We start from the raw sequence: 25799 nt of genomic DNA, 5'->3' as shown, positions 1-25799 counted from the left end.
TAGGTGAAAAAAAGTGAAACATCAACCTCGTAAGCGCTTTGGCCAAAATTTCTTGCAAGATAACGCTGTTATTTACAAAATTTTGAGCGCGCTAAATTTAAAAGAAAAGGATAAGGTGATTGAAATCGGCCCAGGACTTGGTGCATTAACAGGGCCTTTATTGCGGCAATTAAATCAGTTAATCGCGATTGAAATTGATAAAGATTTACAGAATCATCTGCAATCGTTGCCTGCTGCTAAAAAATTGCATTTGATTGCCGGTGATGCATTGACTGTTGACTACAGTCAATGGGGCGAACATCTGCGGATAATAGGAAATCTACCCTACAACATTTCAACACCGTTACTCTTGCATTTGCTTGATTATGCCCCATTTATTGATGACATGCATTTTATGCTACAAAAAGAAGTCGTTTTACGCATGTGTGCGAATCCAGGTACGAAGGCTTATGGACGACTGAGTGTTATGTTGCAATATCATTGTGAAGTGGAGTATTTGTTTGATGTACCACCTGAGGCTTTTTATCCCAAGCCGAAGGTTGAGTCAGCTATTGCTCGTCTGACACCTTATCGTATATCCCCTTATGCGAAGGTGGAGTTCACTGTCTTAGAGTCGTTAATGGCTCAAGCATTTTCCATGCGACGCAAAACGCTGGCAAACAACTTAAAGTCTGTACTCAGTGCAGCTCAGCTGACTGAATTAGGTATTGATCCTGTTTCGCGCCCTGAACAGATAGAAATTAGTGATTATGTTCGTATAGCGAAATTTATGACCAATTAGTGTAAAATTAATAGTACATGCCTGATCTTGGAGGTTGATTTTGTTTCACCGTTACGGAAAAAAAGCGAAGTCGCTAAATGCTAAATCCTTGCGCGATTTAACGCGCATAGTCCAAGCCCCACTCTTGTTGGCCGAAGACAAGCGAAAAGTCCTCATCACACAAATTCGAGAAGCTAGTGCTCTAGAAAATGCGCGATTCGATAGCTTGTGCTTAAGTCTTATGCATAATTTTGTAAATCATTGTCAAAATTTGCCTGAAACGGCAAATAGTTATTATTCACAGCAAGGGGGATTCCTGGATCATGCCTTGAATCGCACGGAGGCAGCACTTTCCCTGTTTAAACAATACATCATTCAGGAGGGCCAGGCAGAACTGACTGAGGAGCAAAAATTATGGCAGTATGCCTTATTTTCTGCTGCCCTATTGCAAGGGATTGCGAAGTTACAAATCGATTTCTCTATTGAACTTTATGATAACCATGGTCAATTCCTTAAGCAGTGGAACCCTCTACTGGAGAGCTTAGTAGCCGTGGGTAGCCATTATAGCTATGAATTTCAAAAAGAAACGGATGAAGAATTTCGCAAACGCCTGAATCTATTGTTAGCGCGATTACTTATGCCAGCCGGTGGTTTTGCCTGGATTGCTTCAAATCCACAAGTATTAGCGGTATGGCTTGCTTTGCTTAATGAGGATTTGCAAGGCGCAGGAACGCTTGGTGCCATCCTTATAAGAGCGAACGCCATTGCCTTGCAACGTTATTTTAATCAAATGATGGTACGAAATTATGGTGCCAGAAGTGGGCGTTATGGTCGTGTAAGTACGTTTGCAGGCGGGGCACCAGAATCCATTACAGAAATTGAGCAGCAAATGGGCGTGGAATTTATTCAGTGGCTTACCAAGGCGCTGGATAGCGGGCGCATTATGATTAACAAAGCCCCTTTATTCATGGTCCCTGGTGGTATGTTGATGTTGCCTGATGTGTTTAAATTGTTTGTACGTGAGCATCCTGAATATAAGAATTGGCAAGCCGTACAGAATGGCTTTTTATCCTTAGGATTACATCGCTTGGCGCCTGATGGCAGCATTCATTCCCGCTTTGAACAAAGCCATACGCAACAAATGCATACTGGTATTGTTTTTGCCGATTATGCGGTGGCTCTGCCTGCAAAAGTGCAACTCCATCATTTAAATACTGGAAAGAACAATACCATTTCAACCACGGAACTTATTTATCAATCGCAATCCCATAGTCATTTAACGCGTCAGCAACCCAATTTGCAAGTGAGTGCCATGCCTCATTTGAGTGCTACGGGTAAGTGGCAGCCGCTTACGACACCAGTAGTACCCCCTATGTTAAAGCCAGGAGTCACTAACGGTGCCTGATTATGCAATTGGTGATGTTCAAGGGTGTTATGAACCTTTGCAACGTTTACTTGAGCATATTAATTTTGACGATAAGCATGATCGATTGTGGTTTGTAGGCGATTTGGTGAATCGAGGGCCACAATCCCTCGACGTGTTGCGTTTTGTTAAAAACCTATCACTCACCCCTCAAATTACTTTAGGTAATCATGATTTACATTTATTAAACAGATTATTTGGTGGATACCCTCACAAAAATCCTGATGATAGTTTACAGGCAGTATTAGCTGCCAGCGATAGCCAAGAATTGGGGCATTGGTTACGTAAGCAGTCTATTCTTTGTCATGACACATCATTGAATCTTGTTATGTGCCACGCAGGTATTCCCCCAGTTTGGAGTTTAACAGAAGCAAAACAGTATGCACGTGAATTGGAATTGGTTTTGTCAGGGGAAAATTACGCAGACTTTTTTGCCCATATGTATGGCAATGAGCCTGCCTGCTGGAGCGATGATTTAACGGGCCTCACAAGGCTACGAGTGATCACTAATTATTTTACACGTATGCGTTTTTGTAACGCCAAGGGTTGCTTGCTTCTAGATTATAAGGGAACAATAAAAGATGCTCCTGCCAATTATCTTCCCTGGTATACGGTTCCTGAGCGCAAGCCAATACCGGTGGAGATTGTTTTTGGACATTGGGCGGCTTTGGAAGGTAAATCGCCAGATTCATCACTTCATGCCATCGACACCGGTTGTTTATGGGGAGGGCAATTAACTGCGCTACGCTTACAGGATAGGCAGCGCTTCTCAGTCCCTGGATTAAAAAAATAATATTATGAAAAAAAAATTGCTACTCACAGTAGTGCTACTTATTCTGCTAATTAGCGGATGGTTTGGTTTGCCATTGCTAATGAGGGATACAGTAGAAGTTGTTCATCCCGTCTATGGTAATGCCGTGCAAGCTGCTTATGCGACGGGCACGGTTGAAGCGACAGTGATGTTACCCATTTCTACTCATCTGTCTGCGCGTTTGGTTAAATTAAGAGCAGATGAGGGCAGCGAAGTTGTTAAAGGGCAAGTATTAGCCCAACTGGAAGACGACCAGCTGCAGCATTCTTTAATAGAGTTAAAAGAAAAGGAAGTCTTGGCTCGTAAGCGCCATGAGCGCAATGCTCAATTGGTTAAAAAAGGTGTAATATCAAAAGATGAGTATGACAGAACCCTTGCCGAATGGAATGCAACCCGGGCAGCCGTACAGGGTGTTGAAGCGCAAATTAAATACCTACAACTTGTTTCCCCTGCAGATGGGCGGATTATTCGTCGCGATGGTGAAATAGGGCAATTAATTCCTGCCAACCAAGCCGTATTCTGGTTGTCTTGCTGTGCGCCCTTGCGTATTTCTACTGAAGTTGATGAAGAGGACATTGCACAGGTTCGCGTCGGTCAAAAAGTATTAATTCGCGCCGATGCCTTTCCTGGGCGTATTTTTTACGGCAAAGTGCAAAGTATTACTCCCAAAGGAGACCCCATTGCCCGTAGCTACCGGGTGCGTATCGGTTTTACAGAAAAGACGCCGTTATTGATTGGCATGACGGCAGAAACCAATATTATTTTGCATGAAAAGAAAAATGCCTTATTACTTCCGGTAACGTCTATTGTAGAAAATAAAGTGTGGCGGGTAAAACAAGGGCGGCTTGTTAAGTCCTCTGTTGTGCTGGGCACAAAAGGCTTCAAGCAGGTAGAGATCTTACAAGGGGTTGAGCCCCGTGATCTGATTGTGTTGCGACCTACGTTCGCGTTAAAACAAGGGGAACCTGTGAATACTGTCCTTGTCGAGCAAGAAAAAGAATGAAATTATTTTTAAGCATTGCTTTAAGGCATTTGTTAGCGCGTAAACGGCAAAGTGTAGTCTCGCTGATGGGAATAGTGCTGGGGGTTGCTTTTTTTTTGACAATTTCTTCATTAATGCAGGGATCAGAAAAAGATTTTATTCGTCGTCTCATTGATAATTCACCACATATTACGATTGTTGATGAATATCGAAACCCCCGCTTGCAACCAGTGGAACAACTTTACAAGGAAGGTGCTATCGAAATTCGTAATGTGAAACCTGTGACGGAGACACGTGGCATTCGTGGTTATGAACAAATGATGAGTTTTTTATACACGATACCGGGTATTACTGCTTCACCGGTTTTAGTAGGTCAAGCCTTGGTGAGCTTTGCCGGCAGAGATCTATCCATTACATTAAATGGCATGATCCCTGAGGAAATTAAAAAAGTCTCAACCATTGAAAACTACATGCTTGAAGGAACAGTGGATGATTTGATTATAAATTCTGATGGCATTGTTATCGGTAATGAGTTAGCACGAAAATTGTCATTAAAGTTAAATGATAATATTACGGTAACAGCACCCACAGGTCAGGTTCGAGTTTTTAAAATTCTTGGTATTTTCCGTACTGGTCGTTCAGATTTTGATACAAGTCAGGCTTTTGTGAGTATCAAGCGGACTCAGGCTTTATTGAATCGTACCCATCGTGCTAACAATATCGTCATCAAATTACCCAATCCTTATGAGGCCCATGCATTAGCTGCGCAAATTGAAAAGCAAGTAGGTTATCAAACTATTTCCTGGCAAGAAAAATCAGAGGACATGCTCAATACATTGGTTATTCGAAACATTATTATGTATAGCGTCGTTAGCGCGGTACTGATTGTGGCTGCATTTGGTATTTATAATGTGATTTCCACGGTTGTCATGGAAAAACATCGTGATATCGCGATTCTTAAATCGATGGGATTTCATAAGCGTGATATACAGCTTATTTTTGTTATCCAGGGAGTTCTGCTTGGACTCGTCGGTTGTTTGCTGGGATTGCCGCTGGGAAGTAGTCTAATGTATAGCCTAATGCAGGTAAAATTTAAACCTCCTGGTAGTACGGAAACAATTGGTATGCCTTTGGATTGGGGCTACATTCAATTTTTAATTGCAGCGACATTTGCTATGACTGCTGCCATCATTGCTGCCTTGCTTCCTGCCCGCAAAGCAGCTTTGCTTCAGCCCATTGATATTTTGCGTGGAGGTCTTTAGTGTCCGTATTAATGAGGGCGGAACAATTGACGAAACGCTTAACAGGGGAGGTGCCTGTTACTTTGGTCTGTGACATTACCCTTGCAATACAAGCTGGCGAATTTGTAGTAGTCACAGGTCCATCAGGCTCTGGTAAATCCTCCCTGCTTTATTTATTAGGTTTATTGGATAGACCGACTGAGGGCAAATTATGGTTATTGGGAGAAAATACCGCAACCTACAGTGAGGATAAATTGGCTGATATGCGTCTTGCTCAGCTTGGTTATGTATTCCAATTTCATTTTTTGCTCCCGGAATTTAGCGCATTGGAAAATGTCATGCTACCCATGCAACGTTTAGGTAAATTATCGAAAGAGGCTATTAAAGAACGTGCCGGCAATTTATTAGTCAGTTTAGGTTTGGCAGAACAGCTCCATAAACTTCCCAAACAGCTTTCTGGGGGACAAAGCCAACGTGTGGCAATTGCCAGGGCACTTGCCAATGAACCACCGTTAATTTTGGCAGATGAGCCAACCGGAAACCTTGATACTGCCTCAAGTATGAACGTGCAAACGATTTTAAGAGAACTTGCTCATCAACATCAGCGCGCTGTCGTAGTTGTTACGCATGAACCTGCTTTCGCAGCCATGGCCGACAGAGTCATTCATATCGTAGATGGCAAAATTCAAAGTTAATGCCATTTTTTATCCTATTTGCGGCAATTTTGTACTACTATTAAAAGGTAGTTTTCTCTTTATAAGGGCTTACCATGAAAAAATCTGCAAAACTTTCCCGACAAAATAAAGGCAAAAAAATTGCAAAAGAGCAGTTAAATGAGGTGTCAGGCGGAAATAATGGCACCCCACAAACTCAAAACTCCTGCACGTTTTATGAAAATGGTAGTATCTGTACAGGTACATTGGGCCCGGTAAGCGAACAAAAAAAATGAACACAGTTAGGTTGCAAGGTACATAGCCGTCAAGCGAAAATTTTCTTCGCCCACTGAGCAGAAGAAGATGCTCAGGGAAACATATTTCACGCTTTGGGTCATTTCGACCCAATCACTCTCTCAGTTACAACATAACTTCATTGTATGAGGCGGAATCAGGTAGAATGAAAGCTATTTTCTGGCCGATATGCCTGTTGTCTATTTTGTGCCTTTTTTAACGTTGGAATTTTAACAGTGAACAAATTCTTACTTTCTTTATCCTTTAGTGCTTTGCTAATTACTTCGCAAACTGTTGCACAACCTCATTTTTCACCTGCAAAGCCTTTGCCTGCTGCTTACTATGCGATCAATGGCCCTGCCTTATGTGCAACAGCCAAAGAAACTCTGGCTTATTTAAATAAGGGGAAGCACTATGACTCACGTGTGATTCATGAGGGCAAAGTGTTTAAGCTGCCACTTGCGCGAATTAAAGCAACGTTGCGGTTTATTTGTCAGCATCAAAATGAATTAAATCATCCTGCTTTTGTAAAACAACATTTTGACTTCATTCGCTGGTACCCAGATATGGAGCAGACCAAACCGCTTCAATTAACCAAGCCCTTAATTGCTAAGTTACCGAATGATAAAATTTTAATGACCAAATATTATGTTCATCGGGCCAAAGCTTCAAATACACCTAATACTACCTACCCTTTTGCGCTGCATGCCCTACCCAAAGATGAAGAAACATTGCCCCTTGAAGACGCAGAGAAAAAACCTGAGCTGATGCGATTCCATTATGGAAAACAAGCCGTATTAAAAGGTGCCTTAATTAGAAAACAAGTCCCGGTACTTGCGTATCTAAGTCGGGAGGATTTGGAGGCTGCTTTAATGCAGGGAACAGTGGTCGCCGATTTTGGCAAACAGCATTTAAAAACATTTAATGTTCATCGCTGTAACAATATTCCCTATGATAAGGCCAGAAATCCTTACCAGCAGGAGCGTTATTGGTATTTTAAAGCGGTTGATGGCATTAAAGGCTATGGTAAAGACGCGGAACATAAAATTACAGTAAATACTGAAGTTACTTTTGCAGCGGATCTTGAGCAATTAGGTTTGGGTAAAATTTTAATGATTCAGTACCCGGATAAAAGGGGGAAGATAGTGACACGGGCTGGTATTTTGGCGGATACTGGAGGGGCTTTTCAACATAATTTGTATCAGGTGGATTTTTTAGCAGGAAGTTATGCCGGGAAAGAGGCATTTTACCGAGCAAACCGTCATTTACCCAACTATGTGACAGCTTATTTTATGGTCTTAAAAAATAAATGAAAATTCTTGCACTTTTTTTATTGTTAGTAAGCTCGCTGACCCATGCTTTTTCTTGTCAGGATGGGCAAACCATTCATCAAGCACCAATCCAATTCGATAAAGAGCGTATTGCCTTAACCCGGCAATACCAGTTAACCCATTATGGAATTGATTCGCCATCGATTGAAATTGAACCAAGAATGATTGTCTTACATTGGACATGCATCCCCACGTTTGAGGCCACATTCCGTATATTTAATCCAGCTGTTTTTCCGCAAAGTTCACCACGTATTAAAGAGTTGCCAGGAAATTTAAACGTTTCAAGTCATTTTGTAGTGGATCGCGATGGCACTATTTATCAATTGATGCCTGAAAACTGGATGGCAAGACATGTGATAGGATTAAATCATTATGCAATTGGTATTGAAAATATTGGAGGTGTAAACAGCATCGATGATTTGACCGAGGAACAAGTCAAAGCAAATGCTTTTTTAGTGTGTCATTTAAAGAAAAAATATCCGTCTATAAACCATGTGATTGGCCATAGGGATTATTTAAATTTCAAACATACCGCGCTTTGGCTAGAACGCGATCCTAATTATCAAACGGACAAGGATGATCCTGGACCTGTTTTTGTAGAGAAAGTAAAAAGGCTGGTGGAGCAGGGCTAACCCTTTTCAATCAGTCATCATTCTAAGAAATAAATGTAGCAATAGAAGCAGGAGAATAACGGGAATATAAATAAACATCATACCTTTGTTAATGGGTTTATTACCCGTATTGATATTCACCTTTAAACTGTTGTTAACGTTTGAATCATAGAAGCTATCTTTATCAACAATGATTGCCTGGGGTGGAAGTTGACTTGATTCTGTCGTGAGACTACTGGTTTTTTTAACCGCCGTGCCAATGGCTAAAAATTCAATTAAGCCATTTCCTAATTGATACACATAGGTTTTAACACCAATGACATCATCCGCTCCAATCGCTTTGGCTTCTTCATTAATAATGGCTAATGCGTTTTCACGCGCATCGTAAATTAATCGAGTTAACTCATTAATTTCACCGCGCACAAAAGATTTTATAGTGGAGGTAATGCCACCCACAAGTCCCAAAGAATACACAGAGGTTCCCAGTAACAGACGCAGTGGCATGTAGCCTTTACTTATCATGTTCCACATTTCAATATTCGTCATGTCACTGCTAATAGGTTCATTAAATGTATCACCAGATAGCTTGGCATGGCTCGAAGCCGTACCCAACATTAACATTTCATTAACGCCGCCGAAAGGCAAAATGGTAGTTTTAATTCCAAGCACGGCATTGGCCTTGTGTTCTTTGGCGTGAGCTATAATACGACTTAACGCTAAATGACGTGTGTGATTAAAAATATGAGAATATTCTTTAATCTCCCCCCGAGCCAATGTTTTTAAACGGCCAAGAAGGCCTCGGCCAATTCCCATGGAATATGCCACATTACCAAAGGCAAAACAGACAGGTTTAAAGCCTACATCTAACTGGGCAAAAAGTTCTTGGCCATCTGCTGAGGTTGAAAACTTGTTCAATGGCGTTGTCCCATTGGCATGAACGGCTGAGCCAATCGCCAAAAATTCAACGTTACCGCCATGAAAAATAAGTTGACTATCAACGCCTGTAACACCGGTAGCATTGTAATTGACGGCTTCTTGTAGCATGCGTTGATAGGCTGTTTTTCTCCCATCTTCAATCAGTTGAGTAATTTGAGTGAGCTCCCCCCCCAGCATGGCTTTCAAACCGGTGCCAACACTACGAATAAGGCCTAATGAATGGACACTGTTTCCTACCACAATATTGCCGGGAGTATAACCTTTTTCTGCCAAACAATAGATTTCATTTCCTGATAATCCAGTAGTGACAGCCATAGTGCTTCTCTTTGCCGGAATTTGTTAAAGATAGTATAGAACTAGTTATGCAAAAATGCTTGAATACTTCTTTGTGATTTAATGAGTTGTTAGAGGTATTGATGCCTTCAATCGAAACGACAAATCTTATCCTAAGGCCGCCCCAACCGGGGGATGAATTTCCCCTAAATCAAGCCATTAAGGAGTCTTTGGCTGAGCTTGCGCGTTGGATGCCCTGGGCCTGTGATCCAAGCCTGGAAGCAACCAAATCATTTATTGAAGAAAGTAGGATAAATTGGGGCACACCACGCCAAAAAGACATGCCTTTTCTGGTCATGCTAAAGCCAGAATATCGTATCATTGGTGCCAGTGGTTATAACGATCAGAGTGATCCTGCCGTCCCTTATTATGAAATCGGTTACTGGGTACATAGCCATTACGTGAGTAGAGGATTTGCTACCGAATTAAGTATTGCGCTTACTCGTTATGCCTTTGACTATTTAAAAGCAGCAAGGGTGCAGATCTGCTCTCAGGCGGATAATTTTGCTTCATTGCGAGTCATCGAAAAATGCGGTTATCGATTTGAAGCAAGACTGCACAATCAATGTTTGGACTTAGCATCTAAGCAACCTGTAGATAAATTGGTATTTGCTCGTTTTGATACCCAAAATCTTCCACCTATTTACCTGAAAATTACTCCATAGTGATAATTTTATATAAGATTTGGTTTGCCTTGTTTTATATTTTGCTCTATTTCTTTTAAGGAGGAGATGAATTTATAGACTCATTTCGACTTTAGAAAATTTTGCGCATATCGCTTATAAGGAGATAACTATGCTTAAATACATAATTGCCTGGTTATTAGGGGTACCATTAAGTATATTGGTATTAATATGGTTGGTTTCCCATATTTTTTAATAGGGATTTTTTTAATTTTAAACAAGGAAGGTTATCATGATAACTGAAACAAATCATTGCCATCATGTCTTTAAGCGTATTTCATGGACAGCGATTTTCGTTGGTGCCCTTGTGGGCGTGGGCTTGGGTTTCTTGCTAAATTTGTTTGGTATTGCCATAGGTCTAAGTTTATTTACGCTAAATCAGGAAGGTGCTACAGTCCTTGCAATTGGCGGGTTGATAGGCCTGCTAATTGGAGTTATTGCCTCAATGATAGTGGCGGGTTATGCGGCTGGCTATTTGGGGCGTTTGTATTGCCCAAAAAGAAATCTTGGAATTCTTTATGGATTTACAACCTGGGTTATCTCATTAATTCTCGGGGCTATTATGGCAGGTCATATGAGTAGTTATGTTTCTACTTATACAACTCACGTTTCACGAGCAGTGGCTACAACTCAAACCACTACGCCAAATGTAACTAGAGACGAAACAAGTAACCAAACAACGACAGCACCTGCTGGAACTGCAGTCCCTGCAAATGTTTCTCCAGACAGTTTAGCCTGGGGCGCCTTCATGATTTTTGTTCTCTTTTTTATCGGCGCGGTGTCTACTTGCATCGGTGCCTGTTGGGGAATGAGTTGTAAAAGAGAGGATGAGTAATTTTTATTTAAGGTCGGTGAGTCTCCCGACCTTAAATCGATTAAAAACCTCTATACTTTAAAAAAGGATAGCTTAGGTAGGAGGTTCATATGAACAAATTAAATGGAATTAAAGTGGCTATTTTGGTTGCCAATGGATTTGAGCAAGTAGAGATGGAAAAACCCCGCAAAGCCTTGGAGGAGGAGGGGGCTGAAACAGTGTTGGTATCCCCTGAAAAAGGTCAAGTGCAGGGTTGGAATCATTATGAAAAAGGTGATGTTTTCCCGGTTGATGTGTCTCTGGATGAAGCAAATGCTTATGATTTCGATGCCTTGTTGTTGCCAGGCGGCGTAATCAATCCCGACAGACTACGTACCTTTCCTAAAGCAGCGTCCTTTGTGAGTGAAATGCAAGAACAAAAGAAACCTATTGCAGCAATTTGCCACGGGCCATGGTTGCTCATCAATGCAGAGGTTGTTAAAGGGCGTAAATTAACCTCCTGGCCTTCTATTAAAGTAGATTTAATGAATGCGGGTGCTGAATGGGTAGATGAAGCCACGGTGTGTGATAAACAATTGTTAACGAGTCGCAAACCTGATGATATACCGAAGTTTAATGAAGCAATGATTAACTTATTTCAAAATACAATGCATTAGGGTCATCTACTCCCAATGGAAGTAAAGCATTAACTTGTTCCATTGGGAGTTTTGTTTATACAGGAATAACCTGAAAAATCAAAAGAAGTAATAGGATAATTATTAATACCCCTACAATTCCTGAAGGTCGATAACCCCAATTTCTGCTATAAGGCCAGGCTGGAGCAAGACCGGCTAATAGTAAAATTAAAATTAATAACAGAATCAGGCTCATATTAATCTCCCTATCTAAGAGTTTCTCCTCTTAATTATAGTAAACTGCGCTGTAAAGCTGGTGTATCCTCATCGTTTAGACTTTTATTCATCCTTAATGAACAGTTTTTAATACCTATGATATACTCTCGCCTGCCACAAAACTCGTGGAGTAATATTGGAGACTGACTATGAAGGTAGCAAAACTCGCCATTTTGTCGATGCTTGTAAGTGGAAGCTTGGCGGCTCAGGATATTAAAATTGTTGGAACCATAACGAAAACAGCAAAAGTCCCTGCTGTTAAGAATGCAAAAAATATTACAAGGGCAGCAACTAATAGTGTAAAACAAATTAAATTTCTGGATATTCAATTATCAGCAACCACAAAACAGAATCTTGCTAATCGAGCCCAAAAAGCTCTCTCCCATACTCAGCAATTTGCTTTAAGTGCTAAAGATGCTTCAGGCAGTGCTGTGCAGCTTGGTATGAATGAAGTTCCTGTATTAAATCAGGGTATGCATGGTACTTGTGTAACGTTTGCAACGACTGCAGCAGTGGATGCTGCTTTAGGGAAAGGGGATTATATTAGCCAGGTATGTCAATTAGAGCTTGGCCGCTACCTTGAACAAAATGCTTATGGTAGCAGTGGTTGGAATGGTTCATTTGGCCGTATTGTACTTAATCAAATGGATGTGTTTGGTATAGTTAGCAAAGAGCAGCAACTTTCTCAAGGTTGTGCTGGCATTACCGAATACCCTATACACGGCAGTGAGCCTGATGTACAAATGACACCGGAAGAATACCATCAAATGAGCGAAAATCTCGGTGAAAAAATCGCTTGGTCTCCAGTGTTGGATATCATGAATGCTATTTCTGATCGAACCGATACCAATAAAGTGGTCGCCGAAGTGAAACGTGCACTAAAAGAGCAAGACAGACTCACGTTCGGTGTTTTACTTTTGGATTTCGATTTGGGTTTCATGGGTGCAGTTGGTACGCATAAGTCTACTTTTGATTCTTGGGTATTAACACCAGAGATTGCCAGGGACGTTTACTTAAACCCCAATTTTGGTGGTCATGAAATGGTAATTACCGGTTTTGATGACAATGCAGTAGCAATTGATGATAAAGGCAATGAGCATCGCGGTTTATTCACTTTGCGTAACTCCTGGGGTGATGACGTTGGCGATCATGGTAATTTCTACATGTCTTACGATTATTTTAAATTATTAGTCATTGAAGTACAGCGTATCCGTAATATGGAAAATATGCAGGGCTAAGGCACTGAATGATTTAAATAAAATAAATCCCTACGTACTGCGGCTTGTCCGCAGTATCCATGATAGAACGACTTTTTGTTTCGATTCTGAAACCGCAGCAAGTCGCAGCACGAAAGAAGAAGGTGAATAGAATATTTGACGATCAGTCTTGTATTAATTTTGATTAATGGGTGTTTTATTGGTTCCAGAAATGGCAACAACCTTATTCCTTCCGCTTGTTTTTGCCACATATAAAGCTTTGTCAGCCAGCTCAATCAGTTCCTCTTTATTTTTACTGTCAGTAGGAAAAACAGCAATCCCAATGGAAACGGTGATTGGCACCACGGGTTGAGCGCCATACTTAATTTGCAATTTGGATACCGCGATTCTAATCTTTTCCGCATATTTTTTGGCCTTGTCCAAATCGATATTATGAAGCATAATGATAAATTCCTCTCCACCGTAGCGTGCGATAATATCGCTTTGTCTAGTGTGCCCTTCCAATATCTTAGCAATCTCCCTCAAAGCACTATCTCCTGCATCATGGCCGTAATTGTCATTAATTTTTTTGAAATGATCGACATCTAACATTAACAAGGCAAAAGGAAACTGACTACGCTCTGCCTGGTGAATCTGTTTAAAAAGAGCATCTTCAAGATAACGTCGATTATAAAGGCCTGTGAGAGGGTCGCGAATAGATTGGTAGCGTAGATTTTCCCGTAAACGTACATTTGCCAGAGCTAGTGCAGTTAATTCAGCAAAGGCAGTAATAATTAAACGAGTTTCCTCATTTAAATTAAACGAGGAATCAGAAACCTCAATATATAAAAGACCGTAAATATCGTTTTGAGCCATAAGGGGCACACAAATAAAAGCAGGCAAATTTTTAGCACTCGTATCTATATGTTCACAAACTAATTCCATTTCTGCTTTTTTGATATAGTGCATCCGCCCAAGTCTTATAGCCCAGCACCGTTCCGGTGTGATAATTGATTCCTGAGTGTGTGGATTACCCCAGCGAGCCGCTTTCTCAAGGTAGTTTTTAGAAGGATGCATAATAAATAGATAGCCGTTACTGAAAGTAAGTAACGAGTGCGCGAATTTGGCCATTATCTTACTTAATTCTTCTTGTGAATTGGCAGCCAACATGATATCACTCATATCCACTAACAATGTGATTTGCTCATTTTTAAGTTGTAACGCTTGCATCCCCTCTGATAATTTCTCATAAGATTTCTGAAGCTTGGAATGTTCTATCACTCTATTGGTGATATCACAAACGGTGTGAACTACGCCTTTAATTTCATTATGTTCATTTTTTATTTGGCTAGCGCTTAGTTCATAAGTTCTTTTCCCATGTTCATGCTCCACTTCCACGACCTGGACAGTCTCATCAGCCTGTAAAGAGCTTTTCCAGATATCTATCAGATATTGCTTATTTTGTGGCAGGTCGGATAATATGTTATTTATATCCATACCTATGCTTAATGTTTTACCGAATAATTGTCTAAATTCTCGCTGATAAGCCGCATTAAAAATTTCAAAACGATTTTTGCTATCAAGTGCTGCTATCATATCTTTAGCGCTCTCGATAATTTGGCGTAGATGCGTTCTTGTGTGGCGATTTTTATGTTCGATAATTTTGCGGTTGATTAATTCTATATTGGCCAGGATAAAGGGTATTATTAAAAAAATAATCCCCAAAGTACTTCCGATAATCAATAACATGCTGCCTATTTGCGCGCTGCGAATAGTTAAACGATTTCTTTCACTTAACAAAACCTCTTCAACCGATTTAATTTCTTGACCTAAACTTTTAGCCTCATTTGAAATTTCACTACTGCGATGAAAAAGAGCAAGACCTTCGGGAGTGTTTAATTGATTGTTGGCCTTTAAGTCTATTACCTGATGTAGAAGGACAAGTCTTGCTTCAATTAACGCTGCGTATCGATGGATTCTTTCATTCTGTTTGTGGTTATCTTCGGTAAGCGCCAAAGATGCTTTTAAATAGTTATCAAGCTTAGGCTTGATAATAGGAATTTCTTTAAGGAAATCTTTATTCCCCGATACTAGATAAGCGCGTTGCTCCGCTTCAATTTCTGCAAACGAGTAAAGTGAGGCATCGATTTGTCCAATAACTTCATAAGCGTGGTTAACACGCAGATTTGCTTCAATAAGGCTCTTTAATTGTGAATAAGACAAATAACTAATAGCACCCAAAGTTAACAGGGCAATTAAAAAAAGAAAATTTAATACTAATATATTAAGTTTAATGGGCTTTAATTTCTCAAACATCCCCTTCCTTAAACTCTCGGTACAATAAAAATATAGCAAATTATTGTTAAAAAATAAGAAAATAAGCCAAAATGGAAGCTCTAATGGCAATTCGAAGCGATTATTTTAAATAAGCTAAGGGTAGCTCGGACCAGCGTGTGGTATAGCTTGGTGTTTTGTATCCCCTTTTCATTGACCAGGATTTTTGCAAACCCTCTGCGGCCAAACGAATAGTGTGTGTGCCATATTTTTTGTTGATGCTTTCTATTGTTTTCATTATTTTCTCGCTTTGTAGAAGCGCCTCTTCTGAGGGTTGATTAAAAATATCCATTTGACGACAGTGTTTATCCGTTAAATCAGAGAGCAGTACGCCACATTTGTAATAAGAAATACCTTCTTTATAAATTTGTTTTAAACAGAATTTTGCTGCCTGTATTAAATAACGAATATCATCTGTAGGATTAACCAAGCGAAAGCCGATCACATTCGCATATTGGGGTAAATGCTGATGGAAAGGATTTGAACGAATAAAGACAGACAAATGCTGTGTGGCCAGCCCCTGTTTTCGCATTTTCGCCCAGGCTATGTTGCAGTGATGACTAATGGCTTCTGCAAGCGCATGATATTCTGATTGCAATTGGCCAAAAGAGCAGGAAGACATAATCGATTGTTTGGGTTGGGGCACTTCAAGCTCAAGACAAGCTTTTCCGGTAAGCTCCAAAGCAGTGCATTGTAAAACCACACTAAATTTACTTTTAAGCAGTTGTTGGTTCATCGTGGCTAATTCATAAGCATTAGTCACCCCTAAGCCTATTAATTTTCTACCCCACTGACGACCAATACCCCAAATTTCATTAACGCCTATTCGAGGAAGCCAAATGGCTTCCTGGCCCGTAATATTAAATACCGGGGTACTTAAGTTTTTCTTGGCGATACAGTTGGCTACCTTGGCCAGCGTTTTTGTTCGACCGATGCCAATAGAGGTTGGAATGCCGGTATTTTTTAAAATTTTTTTCTGTAGATCAACACAAAACCGGTCAAGTTTTTCATAAGCCAATGTTTTTAAATCCAGGAAAGCCTCATCGATTGAATAAATTTCCATGTCTGGCCAGTTTTCTTCAATAACTCGCATGACTCGCTGTGATAAATCGCCATAAAGGGCATAATTTGAAGAGAAAATATGAACTTTATGCTGTTTACAAAGCGCTTTTACTTGAAAAAAAGGAACAGCCATTGGAATGCCTAATACCTTGGCTTCCTTCGAGCGCGCAACCACACAACCATCATTATTACTTAAAACAACAATAGGTTTTTCAACTAGGTCAGGCCGAAATAGACGTTCACAACTGGCATAGAAATTATTACAATCAATGATGGCATACATCGTCACACGGCCTGGTGAATGACATAAGTGACCACACCCCAAATCACTAAATCTTGAGAATCAGTAATATCAATAGGTTGATAGGCACTGTTTTCAGGAAGCAAGCGGGCACCGTTGGCGGTTTTAACCAGGCGTTTAACGGTAAGCTCCCCATCAATGGCGGCGATGACAATTTTGCCATGGGTGGCTTCAAGACTTCTATCAACAATCAACATATCCCCCGGTTGAATACCGGCACCAATCATCGAGTCCCCGGCTGCAATTAAAAAAAAGGTAGACGCAGGATGCTTAATTAAATGTTGGTTTAAATCAAGATATGACTCAATATAATCATCCGCGGGGGAGGGAAAGCCAGCGCGCACCTTCGAACTATAAAGTGGAATATCTTTGGGGCGCTCTAGATATTTTTTTATTTCCGCAATGCGAGATAAAGGGACGCGCAGTGTTTTGGTGGTCTCCCCATAGCGATTACTACCTACCGGACGCCCTGCTCCCAATCGTTTTCCGCCACGGCTCATCGCGCCTCCTTTATGAATAATGTGACATTATTCAATGATAGAAGATTCTCTTATGTTTGTAAATAAGCCAAGTTGGGTGGTAACAACTCTCTTATAATTGGGTGGACAAGGAGGTGTATGGGTAAACTTACCTATGTTTGCATCATCGTCAGTAAGATAAAATATTGCCCAAAATATGTGTTTGTTGGTCAAATTTAGGATTAACGATGCCTTTTAATAACAGTCCCCTGATTTCAAACCCTTTGCATATGTATTGGGAAGAGGGTTTGCAGCCATCCGCTGGAGAAGTAATCCAGAGATTTACAACTATTTCCAAAAATATAAACACCTTATATCTAGATCTTAATAGTTTCCAACATCTTTCCGGTGAGGCTCTGGTAGAGATTTTTAAAGCTATCCCTGCCGGCATTATATCACTTCATTTATCGGGACAGTTTCCTGAAACATTGGCAGATGAAATAATAGCCCAGGTCTGCCAAGCCATTTCCAAAAATATAGTCTCTTTGCATGTATCTACCATTTCGCGCCTCGTTTCAGTCTTGCCACAAAATATCACTACCTTGTATTTGAGTATTGGCGCTTTAGAAAATAAAACTAGCAAAGTACTGATACCGCTCATCCAACGCATTCCAGCCCATGTTACTACCCTAAGTTTGATAGGCGGCGGCCTTGGGAGAAAATCGACTGAGGAGATAATTGCCATTTTACAGGCATTTCCGGCGAGTATAACTTCGCTCAATTTGACCGGTAATGGGCTTGGGATAAAAGCTTCTGACGATGTGGTTAAAATAATAGGCGCGCTGCGAAATGGTCTACTCTCCCTGAATCTAAACCGTAACCACCTCTGGCTTAAATCCACGAATGATTTGATTAAAATCCTTAACGCGCTGCCCTTAAGCTTAATCTCAGTAAGTTTGAGTGATGAGCGCTTGAAACTAAAGCATAAACGTGAGGGTTTATCCCTAATTTTGAGGGCGCTTCCATCGAGCGTGACTTTACTGGATCTCAGCGAGATTGATTTAACCAACTATAAAGCTTCAGATTTGGTTGCGCTTTTTAAAGGCATTCCTGAGCATGTAACTTCACTTAGGTTAGGAAAAACTAATGTTGGTAGATTTGCATTTAAGATATTGATTGAAATTTTGGCCGCTATCCCAGCTTCCGTTAAAACACTTGATTTAGAAGATAATGCTCTCTTCCTATACAAAACTCCTGAAAACACATCTGCGATTTTGAGCGCTATTCCCCCTCACATTACTTCACTTAGTTTACGAAGAAATCGACTTTATATACTCACGGTTGAGGAGTTAATTAAAATTTTGGCTGCAATTCCTGTTTCGATTAAGTTAGTTGAGTTAAGCGATAATGATTTGTTTACAGGAAGAACTTCTGCAGAAAAAGATCAAATTCTGAAAGCCTTTGGCGAGAACAGGGAGCGCTTTATCCTTACAGGAAATGGCGAATCTGATTTAGCCAGAGCGCTAGGATCCATGCCGGCTATTGCCAGGAAATATAATCTGCCTGACGACATAGCAAGCCATATATTATTTTTTTTAGGGACAGATAGTCCTTATAAAACCACACATCGTTTTTTTAAGTTTCAATTGGAAAAAACGAAAGAAGTAGTGAACAGCAACCACAATAAAGCTGAGTCACCAAAATCCCTTTAAATCATTTATAGAAATCTGCTGCTGGAGATAAATATGCCCACACAACTTCAAGAACTATATGAAGATGAACTCACAATAAAAGAAACCGAGTCAGGACAGATACCTCATGATGACGACACTGGGGAGCAACCTGGTAAAAAGGCCAAGATAGGACAAAATAAAGTTGAAGAGCAAAACGATCCAAGTGTAATGTTACCTACGGAAGTATGGGCGCAAATTTTAAGCTATGTGCATTATGATCATAATCAAAACCGACCTTTCTTTTTCAAACCTTCTTACGCAAGGGTAAATAAACTTTTTAATGCATTTGCAGATTATTGGTCTAACCGTGAAGAAAAAAGTTATCGGCTCATGACTTATTGTTTAGTGGGTAAAAAAGCAACCGAAAATTTAATCAAAGAACTAAACTGCTCGCCAGACACTCAATACAAAAACTCATTTTATTATATTTTTTCAGCAGTTTTTCAACTATTTAAGCAAAATAACTTTGATCAGATAGAAGAGCGTCTCCTTGCGTTTAAAGACTACGATGTAGAGGATGAGGAATTTATAGAAGAAGTCAATCGACCTCTATCCCTTGGGGAAATACCGCAGTTTATTTTTCAGATGGATGCCAAAGAAGAGGAATTATTAGCAAAATTAACCAATGATAAGCGCTGTTACCCAGCACTTCTGGCGATGGCTTATATTCAAAAGAATAAATCACTCGAACAAATTGAGCAGTTAGCCAGTGTGTACGCAGAAGTAGGGCTTTTAAGGGGAGGCTTGTTTATTCTAGAGTTTTGTTTTCGGTTGAGTATACATCGAGATGTAAAGCCAACAGATTTCGATTTAGTAAAAAATAACGTCTTGCAGAGGGTATTAGACTATTCTCTTTCATGGCCAAAGGTTGGTGGGTATTTAAAGTATTACCTCATGGAGCATTATCAGTTCGACTATGATCACAAATTTATACTACAAAGTATTCATAACTGCCAAAACAATACACCTGCCATTAAGTTGTTGCTGAATGATGTCCGACACTACAAAGCACCTGAGGTAATGCTGAGAATGATTCAAGTGGGTTATATCTTCAATAGGAATTATTATAGCAGCGGTTATCCTCGTAACTTGAGGGATAATCTGATACTACTTAAGCACTTCTTTGAAAAATATGTTCGAAATTTCTCTTTCGATAAAGATGAAAAGGATTTAATGATAGGGTTGTACAATACTCTGGATAGAAATCATCATGCGACAATACTTAAGCAGTTATGCGAGATAGTTAAAACTGTCCAGAATTATATGGATGGCAATGCCGCCCCTACGTCTCTAAGCTTTTTAACTCGTGCAGAGGAAACGGAAAATCAGGTGGAGCCAATTGATGATTTGGCCGAGTTTTTTGATGCCCCTACTGAAGTTGAGGATAACCAAAAAGAGTTTTATCAACAATTTGCTGAGCTATGTCAACAAGTAGAATCGAAATTGACTTCCGCGACTATTTAGAGACAAACAAAAATGGTTACACAATTGCAAGAAATAAATAGGAAACCATTCGGGAAGAAAAAATGGGGCAGAATGCTGTAGAAAAAATTCATGATTGGAGTAAAGCATTACCTACTAAGGTATGGTTACAGATTTTAGGCTATGTTCACTATGAACACAGCCTAACATATCATCAATTTTTTAAACCAAGCTACGCTAGGGTGAATAAACTTTTTAACGCCTGTGCAACGACGCTGTCTAAGCTTCCTTCGGAGCGTAGTTATCAATTCATGACGTATTGCCTGGTGGGTAAAATAACGGCAGAAAAATTAATTGATGATTTAAAATTTCCATCAGAAATCCAATATCAGCATGTGTTTACACAGGTCTGTTTAGAGACAAGCAAAATTTTTAAAGGAAGCTCTTTTAAGAAGTTGGAAAAACTTGTGAGTTGTATAAATGAATACAATGACATTAAAGATGAAGTCATATTTCGTGTCGGTAAGAAAACTTGGAAATGCCAGCGTCGACAGCTCATTGAATTTTTTCTTGAGTTTGATGCAGAACAACACCAGGCATTATTAACTTTGACAACCGATAAGGCTTGTCATGCTGCTCTAATGGCTTTGGCTTACCTGCAAAAAAATAAATCACTGGCAGACATTGAAAAATTGGCTTGCCTCTATGCAGAAATGGGGTTTTTAAGAGGCAGTTTATTTATTGTGGAATTCTGCCAAGGTTTTGATGTCTGGAGAGATGCAAAAAATTCATTGGAATCAAATAAAAATAGCGTGTTGCTGGCGGTGTTAAAATCTGCGCTTATGTGGGAGGGTATTGGCGAATACATTGGCCGCTATATGGTAAATCATTATCAATTTTACTATGATTTGACTTCTCTACTTGAGATTATTTATGCTTGTCAGAATTTTACGCCGGCAACAAAACTGTTATTAAGCGACGTACGGCATTATCGCTCTCCTGAAGCGTTGTTAAAGGTGATTGCTGCAGCAGTGCCCTCTCTCTCGGGAAATAACGACGACTTTACTCCACAGGAACGTACAAAAATTACTATACTCAATAAATTTATTGATGGTTTTGCTTTGGAGTTTGAATTTGATGAAGAAGAGTCTCTTGCGATTGAGAATTTGCTTGAGCAAGCCACTGGCTATGAAGACACGATGCTTGCAATGCTCTATGACGCTCAAAAAACAATTGTAAGTTGTATAAATAACGATGCTTCCTTCATGCCACTCCATTTACCACCCGCGCTTAGCTCAATGTCAATGAGCCTGATAGAGCCTATTGGTGATTTGCAAATATTCTTCGATGAGCATCCCCAGGTTAGTGATAATCGGGAGGAATTTTACCAAGAGGTTGCCGATTTATGTGTAGAGTTCGCTACTGAGGATGCTCTAACGATGGGTTAAAAAAAATAACTTAGAAAAAAACAGTCAAATACCGCCCATCAATACATATTCAAAGTTGCCGAGCTATATCAGGCAACCCCTAATTCCAAGCCCACAGCAAATTTCAAGAGAAGGGGTTAACCGCTTGGCGGAAAGGGATCGTTTCCGTGGCTGTCTTTTCGCAAAATCTTGCCATCTTTTCCATGAATGAAAAGTTCAGCACCTACTTTGCGGCTGAATTTTCGCGCTGCGGCAATGGCTTCTTGTTGCGTCTCAAAATGTCTACTTGCTCGTTTGGATTTTTCCTTTCGTATATCCCAGCCCCCAAGGGCCTCATTAGGTAATACGTGATAGTCGTTGGCCTGCATAATGAATCTCCTTATTCCGATATCGTCTTATTTATAAGTTTAGTTCATTCCGTTTTGGCGGAAGATTGATAGAATCAAAGGGTGCGTTGATGCATCTAGCCTATTTTAAATAAACGTGTTTCATGTTTTACTGAATACAGTACAAAGAGCTGGGAATGGATTTTAAGAGAATGAAAAAATTAATAATCCTCTTACTAATGTCGTCAAACTGTTTTGCAGATGGTTATCCACGCCACATCACTGGCTTATACAAATGTAAAGGCTCAGAAATTGATACTAAAACGGTATTTTCTTGCAGGATGAATATTAAAAAAACCAAGTATACTTATGATATTTTTACCAAGTGTAATGATGGAACATTCTATGTAGGAACTGGTATTTACGATAGGGCAAAGCATAATCTTTCCCTAGTCTTTATGAATCCTAAAAATAAAGAAGAAACGGGTGTGGCCATTGCTGATGTCAAAAAAAATGGATCTATGGATTCTAGATGGACACATTTGAATAAAACAACACTGGGATATATGAGTTGTGCAAAATCCTTACTAAAAAAGGGTTGATCATTCTTTCAAGTTATCTTGCAAATTCTTGCTTTGAATAAGCTACTCTTGCGGCAACGGCTTCTTTTTCTCTTGCGGCATGGGCTTCAATTTTTTGATAGCGTGTAAGCCCGCCTTCCCGATTGGCAATCTGAATATTCAATCCCGGTCGTGCATTGAGCTCCAACATTAAGGGCCCGTGATCTTTGTCCAGCACGATATCGACGCCTAAATAACCAAGGCCAGTTAACTCATAGCAGCTGGCAGCAATTTCTAAAATTTTATCCCAATATGGGACGGTTATATCCACAATCGGCGCTAGTGTATCAGGATGATAATCGATGGGATCATTTTGAAATACACCGCCAAGTGTTTTTCCGGTGGCTAAATTAATACCAACACCGATAGCACCTTGATGAAGGTTTGCTTTTCCGCCCGATTGGCGCGTGGGCAACCGAACCATGGCCATTGCAGGATAGCCTAACAGGGTAATAATGCGAATATCAGGAATACCCTCATAACTCACTTCTTTAAAGACGGGGTCAACAATGACACGATGCTCAATGATCGCGTAGTCACCATGTCCGCCAAGACTATACGCTCCGCTCAATAGACATGAGAGATGATAGCTAATCTCCTGATTTGTCATTAATTTACCGTTAATTTGGCGATAGCGGCCAAAAACGCGATCGGTAATCACAAGGATGCCGTCGCCGCCTGCCCCATGGGCTGGCTTGATGACAAAATCTTTATAGGGCTCTAAAATTTTATCAATGCCTTTAACTTGGTGTTCAGTACTTATGATTTCATAGAGCTTCGGAACGGCTATTCCGGCTTGGATGGCTAATTGTTTCGTTTGTAATTTATCATCCACCAAAGGATAAAGTTTGCGAGCATTGTACTTTAAAACGTAATCGCTATTACGGCGATTAATACTTAAAATCCCGCGCTTATGCAATCGGCGGTAGAGCTTCCACATTATAACTGTTCTCCGCCTAAGGCTTTAAAGCGCAGTAATTCAAAAAGCCGGTAGCCTCTGTATTGACCAAACCACAAAATGAGCGCCAGTAATACCAAGAGTAGCTCTGGAAATGCAAAAATCAGATACTGCATAGGTTCATAGTTCATAGCGCCATAAGCAATAACCGCTGCAATAAGACTACCTACCCCTGACTTAATGGCATCGGAAGCACCGCGCTCATCCCAGGTAATACACATCCTTTCAATCGTCATTGTTAAAATAACCATAGGGAATAGGGCAACGGATAAACCGGATTCCAATCCAAGATTCTGACTCATTATGCTAATAAAAATCATCAACAGAATCACCACAGTAAGGATGGCTGCCAATCGCGGCACTAATAATAACCGCAGTTGGTCAAGATAAAATCTGGCCAGAAGTCCAAAAGAGACAATAATAACAAATAAGGTGATCCCCCAAATGACATGTGTTTCGCGAAAAGCAAGCGCAATCAATACGGGCATAAAAGTGCCGAAAGTTTTTAAACCAACAAAGTTACGCAATAAGAGAATGATAAAAGCGCCGATGGGAACAGTAAGTAAAATTTTATACGTTTCCTGGGCACTTACAGGTAATTGTAACAGGGAGAAACGAAGTAATTGCGAATCAGTTTGTACTCCCCTTGTTTTTGCAATGGACAACGCGTTAATAGGTGTTGGGGAAACAATCAAATTGAAAATTGGTTTTTTTCCGCCAATGACACTATAAACGGGTTCAAAACCATATTGCCAAACTAGAAAATCCTTAGGAAAACCGACACTGCCTGTTCTGGGATTGATATACAACCAGTCCTTGCCATTATAAACTACCATAAAGGATTTAAAGTCTGTCTTGTTTTGATGCTTTAAATAGATACCTTTAACAGGCATGGCATAAATTTTTGCCTGGTTTAATACGACAATGGCTGCTTGAATGACATTTTCATCGCTAAACTCGCTGCCAACCAATAATTTGGCGTTACCATCCTGTTTATTTAATTCTTTGATTGTACCTTGGGCAAAGGTTTGAATATCTGCTGAAGATTGACGAACCTGATTGGTGATTGCTTCAACGGCTGCCGTCTGGTTTTCTGTTAAGGGCTGTGCTTTTACAGCAGGAGGCTTGGCCAAGGAGGATTCATTGTTATCCGTTTCGCGAAAAATGGCCCTATAGTAAAGGGATTGAGTACCCTTACTTCGTCGGAGAGACCAAACAGTCACCCGATTATAGCCGCTTAGATTGGTAGTGACGCCATAGTTATGAGAAACAAAATATTCATCCAGAATGGCAAAATAAGGAGGCATATAAGGAATGGTAAAGCTTGCTTTAACTGGCATATTTCTTTCAGCAGTAAAACGTAAGTGGGCTTCAACCATCCAGCTGTTCACCGTTTCCGTATCGGTGAGTGGAACATCAAGTACTAAATGACGATAGAGGAAAACTCCCATGCCAAGAATAAATAAGGTAAGAATTAAGCCGTAAACATGGCGTTTGTTTGACTTCATTTTTTCTCGTTTTTATCAGGTTTAATTAGAAATGCATGCTGCGGATCAACAAGACCGTCAAAAGCGATAATGGCGTCCCTACCAAGAAGCAAGGGATAGTTGAAGCGTTTGCGATTTGTCAAATTAACAAGGATAGTCCGCGTTTTATCGCCTATCTTAATTGCAATTTTTACCACAGGCCGTTTTATGGGTTCAACAGGATGTAATGACATATGCTCGCCAGCCCGGACTTTAATTTTCACTTTGCCGATATATTCACACGTAAATTCAACTTCATCATGTTTTCCGGGTACCTTGAAGCGTAAAAAAGCCTTGCCATTTTCTTCAATTTCATGAATATCCACGGCACTAAGGGATGCTGATTTTGCACCGGTATCCAATTTTGCCGAAAGAGTCATGTTTTTATCAACTAATGTTGCTTTTTCAACATAGCCATAAATAATTTTTTGATTGGCTGCCATGGAGTACCCTAAAAACGATGATAAAATAACAACAAGAAAACCGCGCAGACTCATTAAATCTTTTCCCATTATGTAAACCCCTGTAATCCTAGCAGATTTGTAATCTTACGCACAGAGTTCAATGAGTCATAATATGTATGCAACCTTTCATAGTTTAGTCTAGTGTTTGAGGTAAAGAATTGTCCTATTTTATGAATTTATTACTCCGAAGACAGCTTAAAAAAGTATTTA

The 25799-nt window shown here is 40.1% G+C and carries 26 protein-coding genes; 17 read left to right on the top strand and 9 right to left on the bottom strand.

Annotated elements, in window-relative coordinates; translation table 11 throughout:
* Positions 1–13: 13 nt before the first annotated feature.
* The 9 genes from rsmA (at position 14) to Ljam_RS09215 (ending at position 8127) form a co-directional block, all read left to right on the top strand.
* The gene (gene rsmA, locus Ljam_RS09255; protein ID WP_058449756.1) at positions 14–781 is read left to right on the top strand and encodes a 16S rRNA (adenine(1518)-N(6)/adenine(1519)-N(6))-dimethyltransferase RsmA; all 768 of its coding nucleotides are present in this window, start codon (positions 14–16) and stop codon (positions 779–781) included.
* Between the two features lie 40 nt (positions 782–821).
* The gene (locus tag Ljam_RS09250) at positions 822–2165 is read left to right on the top strand and encodes a conjugal transfer nickase/helicase domain-containing protein (protein WP_058449755.1); all 1344 of its coding nucleotides are present in this window, start codon (positions 822–824) and stop codon (positions 2163–2165) included.
* A complete protein-coding gene (locus Ljam_RS09245; RefSeq protein WP_058449754.1) occupies positions 2158–2976 on the top strand; it encodes a symmetrical bis(5'-nucleosyl)-tetraphosphatase in 819 nt (272 codons plus the stop codon). The genes Ljam_RS09250 and Ljam_RS09245 overlap by 8 nt, the downstream gene beginning before the upstream one ends.
* A 4-nt stretch (positions 2977–2980) precedes the next feature.
* A complete protein-coding gene (locus Ljam_RS09240; RefSeq protein ID WP_058449753.1) occupies positions 2981–3997 on the top strand; it encodes an efflux RND transporter periplasmic adaptor subunit in 1017 nt (338 codons plus the stop codon).
* Positions 3994–5238, top strand: coding sequence for an ABC transporter permease (locus Ljam_RS09235; RefSeq protein ID WP_058449752.1), 1245 nt, complete (start codon positions 3994–3996; stop codon positions 5236–5238). Before Ljam_RS09240 ends, Ljam_RS09235 begins: the two co-directional genes overlap by 4 nt.
* Positions 5238–5912: an ABC transporter ATP-binding protein gene (locus Ljam_RS09230; protein ID WP_058449751.1), complete on the top strand. Its 675-nt coding sequence runs from the start codon at positions 5238–5240 to the stop codon at positions 5910–5912. The genes Ljam_RS09235 and Ljam_RS09230 overlap by 1 nt, the downstream gene beginning before the upstream one ends.
* 74 nt (positions 5913–5986) lie before the next feature.
* Entirely contained in the window at positions 5987–6166 is a 180-nt protein-coding gene (locus Ljam_RS09225; protein WP_058449750.1) for a hypothetical protein, read from the top strand.
* 234 nt (positions 6167–6400) lie between these two features.
* On the top strand, positions 6401–7477 hold the full coding sequence (locus Ljam_RS09220) for a hypothetical protein (protein WP_058449749.1): 1077 nt from the start codon (positions 6401–6403) through the stop codon (positions 7475–7477).
* A complete protein-coding gene (locus Ljam_RS09215) occupies positions 7474–8127 on the top strand; it encodes an N-acetylmuramoyl-L-alanine amidase (protein ID WP_058449748.1) in 654 nt (217 codons plus the stop codon). Before Ljam_RS09220 ends, Ljam_RS09215 begins: the two co-directional genes overlap by 4 nt.
* A gap of 6 nt (positions 8128–8133) precedes the next feature.
* On the opposite strand, the gene Ljam_RS09210 is transcribed toward Ljam_RS09215, so the two are convergent.
* Entirely contained in the window at positions 8134–9357 is a 1224-nt protein-coding gene (locus tag Ljam_RS09210; protein ID WP_058449747.1) for a heavy metal-binding domain-containing protein, read from the bottom strand.
* 101 nt (positions 9358–9458) lie between these two features.
* On the opposite strand from Ljam_RS09210, the gene Ljam_RS09205 reads away from it, so the two are divergent.
* From Ljam_RS09205 to Ljam_RS09195, 3 genes are all read left to right on the top strand, one after another.
* Positions 9459–10040: a GNAT family N-acetyltransferase gene (locus Ljam_RS09205; RefSeq protein WP_058449746.1), complete on the top strand. Its 582-nt coding sequence runs from the start codon at positions 9459–9461 to the stop codon at positions 10038–10040.
* A gap of 250 nt (positions 10041–10290) precedes the next feature.
* Complete coding sequence (locus tag Ljam_RS09200) at positions 10291–10893, top strand: hypothetical protein (RefSeq protein ID WP_058449745.1); 603 nt, start codon at positions 10291–10293, stop codon at positions 10891–10893.
* 89 nt (positions 10894–10982) lie between these two features.
* Positions 10983–11528, top strand: coding sequence for a type 1 glutamine amidotransferase domain-containing protein (locus Ljam_RS09195; protein WP_058449744.1), 546 nt, complete (start codon positions 10983–10985; stop codon positions 11526–11528).
* A 55-nt stretch (positions 11529–11583) separates the two neighbouring features.
* On the opposite strand, the gene Ljam_RS14785 is transcribed toward Ljam_RS09195, so the two are convergent.
* Positions 11584–11742: a DUF3309 family protein gene (locus Ljam_RS14785; protein ID WP_065235535.1), complete on the bottom strand. Its 159-nt coding sequence runs from the start codon at positions 11740–11742 to the stop codon at positions 11584–11586.
* A gap of 169 nt (positions 11743–11911) precedes the next feature.
* Here Ljam_RS14785 and Ljam_RS09190 point away from each other — a divergent pair, with 169 nt between their 5' ends.
* On the top strand, positions 11912–13000 hold the full coding sequence (locus Ljam_RS09190; RefSeq protein WP_058449743.1) for a C1 family peptidase: 1089 nt from the start codon (positions 11912–11914) through the stop codon (positions 12998–13000).
* A 153-nt stretch (positions 13001–13153) separates the two neighbouring features.
* Here the strand turns inward: Ljam_RS09190 and Ljam_RS09185 are convergent, their stop codons facing one another.
* From Ljam_RS09185 to Ljam_RS09175, 3 genes are all read right to left on the bottom strand, one after another.
* Positions 13154–15274, bottom strand: a complete 2121-nt coding sequence (locus Ljam_RS09185) for a diguanylate cyclase (protein WP_058449742.1) — start codon at positions 15272–15274, stop codon at positions 13154–13156.
* Between the two features lie 100 nt (positions 15275–15374).
* Complete coding sequence (locus tag Ljam_RS09180; RefSeq protein ID WP_058449741.1) at positions 15375–16637, bottom strand: Y-family DNA polymerase; 1263 nt, start codon at positions 16635–16637, stop codon at positions 15375–15377.
* A 2-nt stretch (positions 16638–16639) separates the two neighbouring features.
* Positions 16640–17155: a LexA family protein gene (locus Ljam_RS09175; RefSeq protein WP_058449740.1), complete on the bottom strand. Its 516-nt coding sequence runs from the start codon at positions 17153–17155 to the stop codon at positions 16640–16642.
* A 206-nt stretch (positions 17156–17361) separates the two neighbouring features.
* Between Ljam_RS09175 and Ljam_RS09170 the strand changes: the two genes are divergently transcribed.
* The 3 genes from Ljam_RS09170 (at position 17362) to Ljam_RS09160 (ending at position 21716) form a co-directional block, all read left to right on the top strand.
* Positions 17362–18825, top strand: coding sequence for a leucine-rich repeat domain-containing protein (locus Ljam_RS09170; RefSeq protein ID WP_058449739.1), 1464 nt, complete (start codon positions 17362–17364; stop codon positions 18823–18825).
* Between the two features lie 33 nt (positions 18826–18858).
* Positions 18859–20310, top strand: a complete 1452-nt coding sequence (locus Ljam_RS09165; protein ID WP_058449738.1) for a hypothetical protein — start codon at positions 18859–18861, stop codon at positions 20308–20310.
* A 62-nt stretch (positions 20311–20372) separates the two neighbouring features.
* Positions 20373–21716 (top strand): hypothetical protein, encoded by a 1344-nt coding sequence (locus Ljam_RS09160; protein WP_058449737.1) that lies wholly within the window; start codon positions 20373–20375, stop codon positions 21714–21716.
* A gap of 116 nt (positions 21717–21832) precedes the next feature.
* Here Ljam_RS09160 and Ljam_RS09155 read toward each other — a convergent pair whose 3' ends face one another.
* The gene (locus Ljam_RS09155; protein ID WP_058449736.1) at positions 21833–22063 is read right to left on the bottom strand and encodes a DUF2188 domain-containing protein; all 231 of its coding nucleotides are present in this window, start codon (positions 22061–22063) and stop codon (positions 21833–21835) included.
* Between the two features lie 170 nt (positions 22064–22233).
* On the opposite strand from Ljam_RS09155, the gene Ljam_RS09150 reads away from it, so the two are divergent.
* Entirely contained in the window at positions 22234–22623 is a 390-nt protein-coding gene (locus Ljam_RS09150; RefSeq protein WP_131762225.1) for a hypothetical protein, read from the top strand.
* 13 nt (positions 22624–22636) lie between these two features.
* On the opposite strand, the gene Ljam_RS09145 is transcribed toward Ljam_RS09150, so the two are convergent.
* From Ljam_RS09145 to Ljam_RS09135, 3 genes are read right to left on the bottom strand one after another with little or no spacing between them, the layout of a single operon-like run.
* On the bottom strand, positions 22637–23581 hold the full coding sequence (locus Ljam_RS09145) for an alpha-L-glutamate ligase-like protein (protein ID WP_058449734.1): 945 nt from the start codon (positions 23579–23581) through the stop codon (positions 22637–22639).
* The gene (locus tag Ljam_RS09140; RefSeq protein ID WP_058449733.1) at positions 23581–25107 is read right to left on the bottom strand and encodes an inactive transglutaminase family protein; all 1527 of its coding nucleotides are present in this window, start codon (positions 25105–25107) and stop codon (positions 23581–23583) included. The genes Ljam_RS09145 and Ljam_RS09140 overlap by 1 nt, the downstream gene beginning before the upstream one ends.
* The gene (locus tag Ljam_RS09135) at positions 25104–25637 is read right to left on the bottom strand and encodes an ATP-dependent zinc protease family protein (protein ID WP_238583712.1); all 534 of its coding nucleotides are present in this window, start codon (positions 25635–25637) and stop codon (positions 25104–25106) included. The genes Ljam_RS09140 and Ljam_RS09135 overlap by 4 nt, the downstream gene beginning before the upstream one ends.
* Positions 25638–25799 lie beyond the last annotated feature (162 nt).

The organism is Legionella jamestowniensis, assembly GCF_001467745.1.
Classification (GTDB): Bacteria; Pseudomonadota; Gammaproteobacteria; order Legionellales; family Legionellaceae; genus Tatlockia; species Tatlockia jamestowniensis.
This window is presented reverse-complemented; position numbering and strand designations above follow the sequence as displayed.

What these genes read in the sequence shown, in the direction of transcription:
- Ljam_RS09170 (WP_058449739.1), top strand. Translation starts at nt 17,362, where the DNA reads ATGCCTTTTAATAACAGTCCCCTGATTTCAAACCCTTTGCATATGTAT.
- Ljam_RS09195 (WP_058449744.1), top strand. Translation starts at nt 10,983, where the DNA reads ATGAACAAATTAAATGGAATTAAAGTGGCTATTTTGGTTGCCAATGGA.
- Ljam_RS09235 (WP_058449752.1), top strand. Translation starts at nt 3,994, where the DNA reads ATGAAATTATTTTTAAGCATTGCTTTAAGGCATTTGTTAGCGCGTAAA.
- Ljam_RS09200 (WP_058449745.1), top strand. Translation starts at nt 10,291, where the DNA reads ATGATAACTGAAACAAATCATTGCCATCATGTCTTTAAGCGTATTTCA.
- Ljam_RS09205 (WP_058449746.1), top strand. Translation starts at nt 9,459, where the DNA reads ATGCCTTCAATCGAAACGACAAATCTTATCCTAAGGCCGCCCCAACCG.
- Ljam_RS09175 (WP_058449740.1), bottom strand. Translation starts at nt 17,155, where the DNA reads ATGAGCCGTGGCGGAAAACGATTGGGAGCAGGGCGTCCGGTAGGTAGT.
- Ljam_RS09135 (WP_238583712.1), bottom strand. Translation starts at nt 25,637, where the DNA reads ATGGGAAAAGATTTAATGAGTCTGCGCGGTTTTCTTGTTGTTATTTTA.
- Ljam_RS09240 (WP_058449753.1), top strand. Translation starts at nt 2,981, where the DNA reads ATGAAAAAAAAATTGCTACTCACAGTAGTGCTACTTATTCTGCTAATT.
- Ljam_RS14785 (WP_065235535.1), bottom strand. Translation starts at nt 11,742, where the DNA reads ATGAGCCTGATTCTGTTATTAATTTTAATTTTACTATTAGCCGGTCTT.
- Ljam_RS09210 (WP_058449747.1), bottom strand. Translation starts at nt 9,357, where the DNA reads ATGGCTGTCACTACTGGATTATCAGGAAATGAAATCTATTGTTTGGCA.
- Ljam_RS09185 (WP_058449742.1), bottom strand. Translation starts at nt 15,274, where the DNA reads ATGTTTGAGAAATTAAAGCCCATTAAACTTAATATATTAGTATTAAAT.
- Ljam_RS09160 (WP_058449737.1), top strand. Translation starts at nt 20,373, where the DNA reads ATGGGGCAGAATGCTGTAGAAAAAATTCATGATTGGAGTAAAGCATTA.
- Ljam_RS09165 (WP_058449738.1), top strand. Translation starts at nt 18,859, where the DNA reads ATGCCCACACAACTTCAAGAACTATATGAAGATGAACTCACAATAAAA.
- Ljam_RS09155 (WP_058449736.1), bottom strand. Translation starts at nt 22,063, where the DNA reads ATGCAGGCCAACGACTATCACGTATTACCTAATGAGGCCCTTGGGGGC.
- Ljam_RS09150 (WP_131762225.1), top strand. Translation starts at nt 22,234, where the DNA reads ATGAAAAAATTAATAATCCTCTTACTAATGTCGTCAAACTGTTTTGCA.
- Ljam_RS09180 (WP_058449741.1), bottom strand. Translation starts at nt 16,637, where the DNA reads ATGTATGCCATCATTGATTGTAATAATTTCTATGCCAGTTGTGAACGT.
- Ljam_RS09145 (WP_058449734.1), bottom strand. Translation starts at nt 23,581, where the DNA reads ATGTGGAAGCTCTACCGCCGATTGCATAAGCGCGGGATTTTAAGTATT.
- Ljam_RS09215 (WP_058449748.1), top strand. Translation starts at nt 7,474, where the DNA reads ATGAAAATTCTTGCACTTTTTTTATTGTTAGTAAGCTCGCTGACCCAT.
- Ljam_RS09140 (WP_058449733.1), bottom strand. Translation starts at nt 25,107, where the DNA reads ATGAAGTCAAACAAACGCCATGTTTACGGCTTAATTCTTACCTTATTT.
- Ljam_RS09190 (WP_058449743.1), top strand. Translation starts at nt 11,912, where the DNA reads ATGAAGGTAGCAAAACTCGCCATTTTGTCGATGCTTGTAAGTGGAAGC.
- Ljam_RS09225 (WP_058449750.1), top strand. Translation starts at nt 5,987, where the DNA reads ATGAAAAAATCTGCAAAACTTTCCCGACAAAATAAAGGCAAAAAAATT.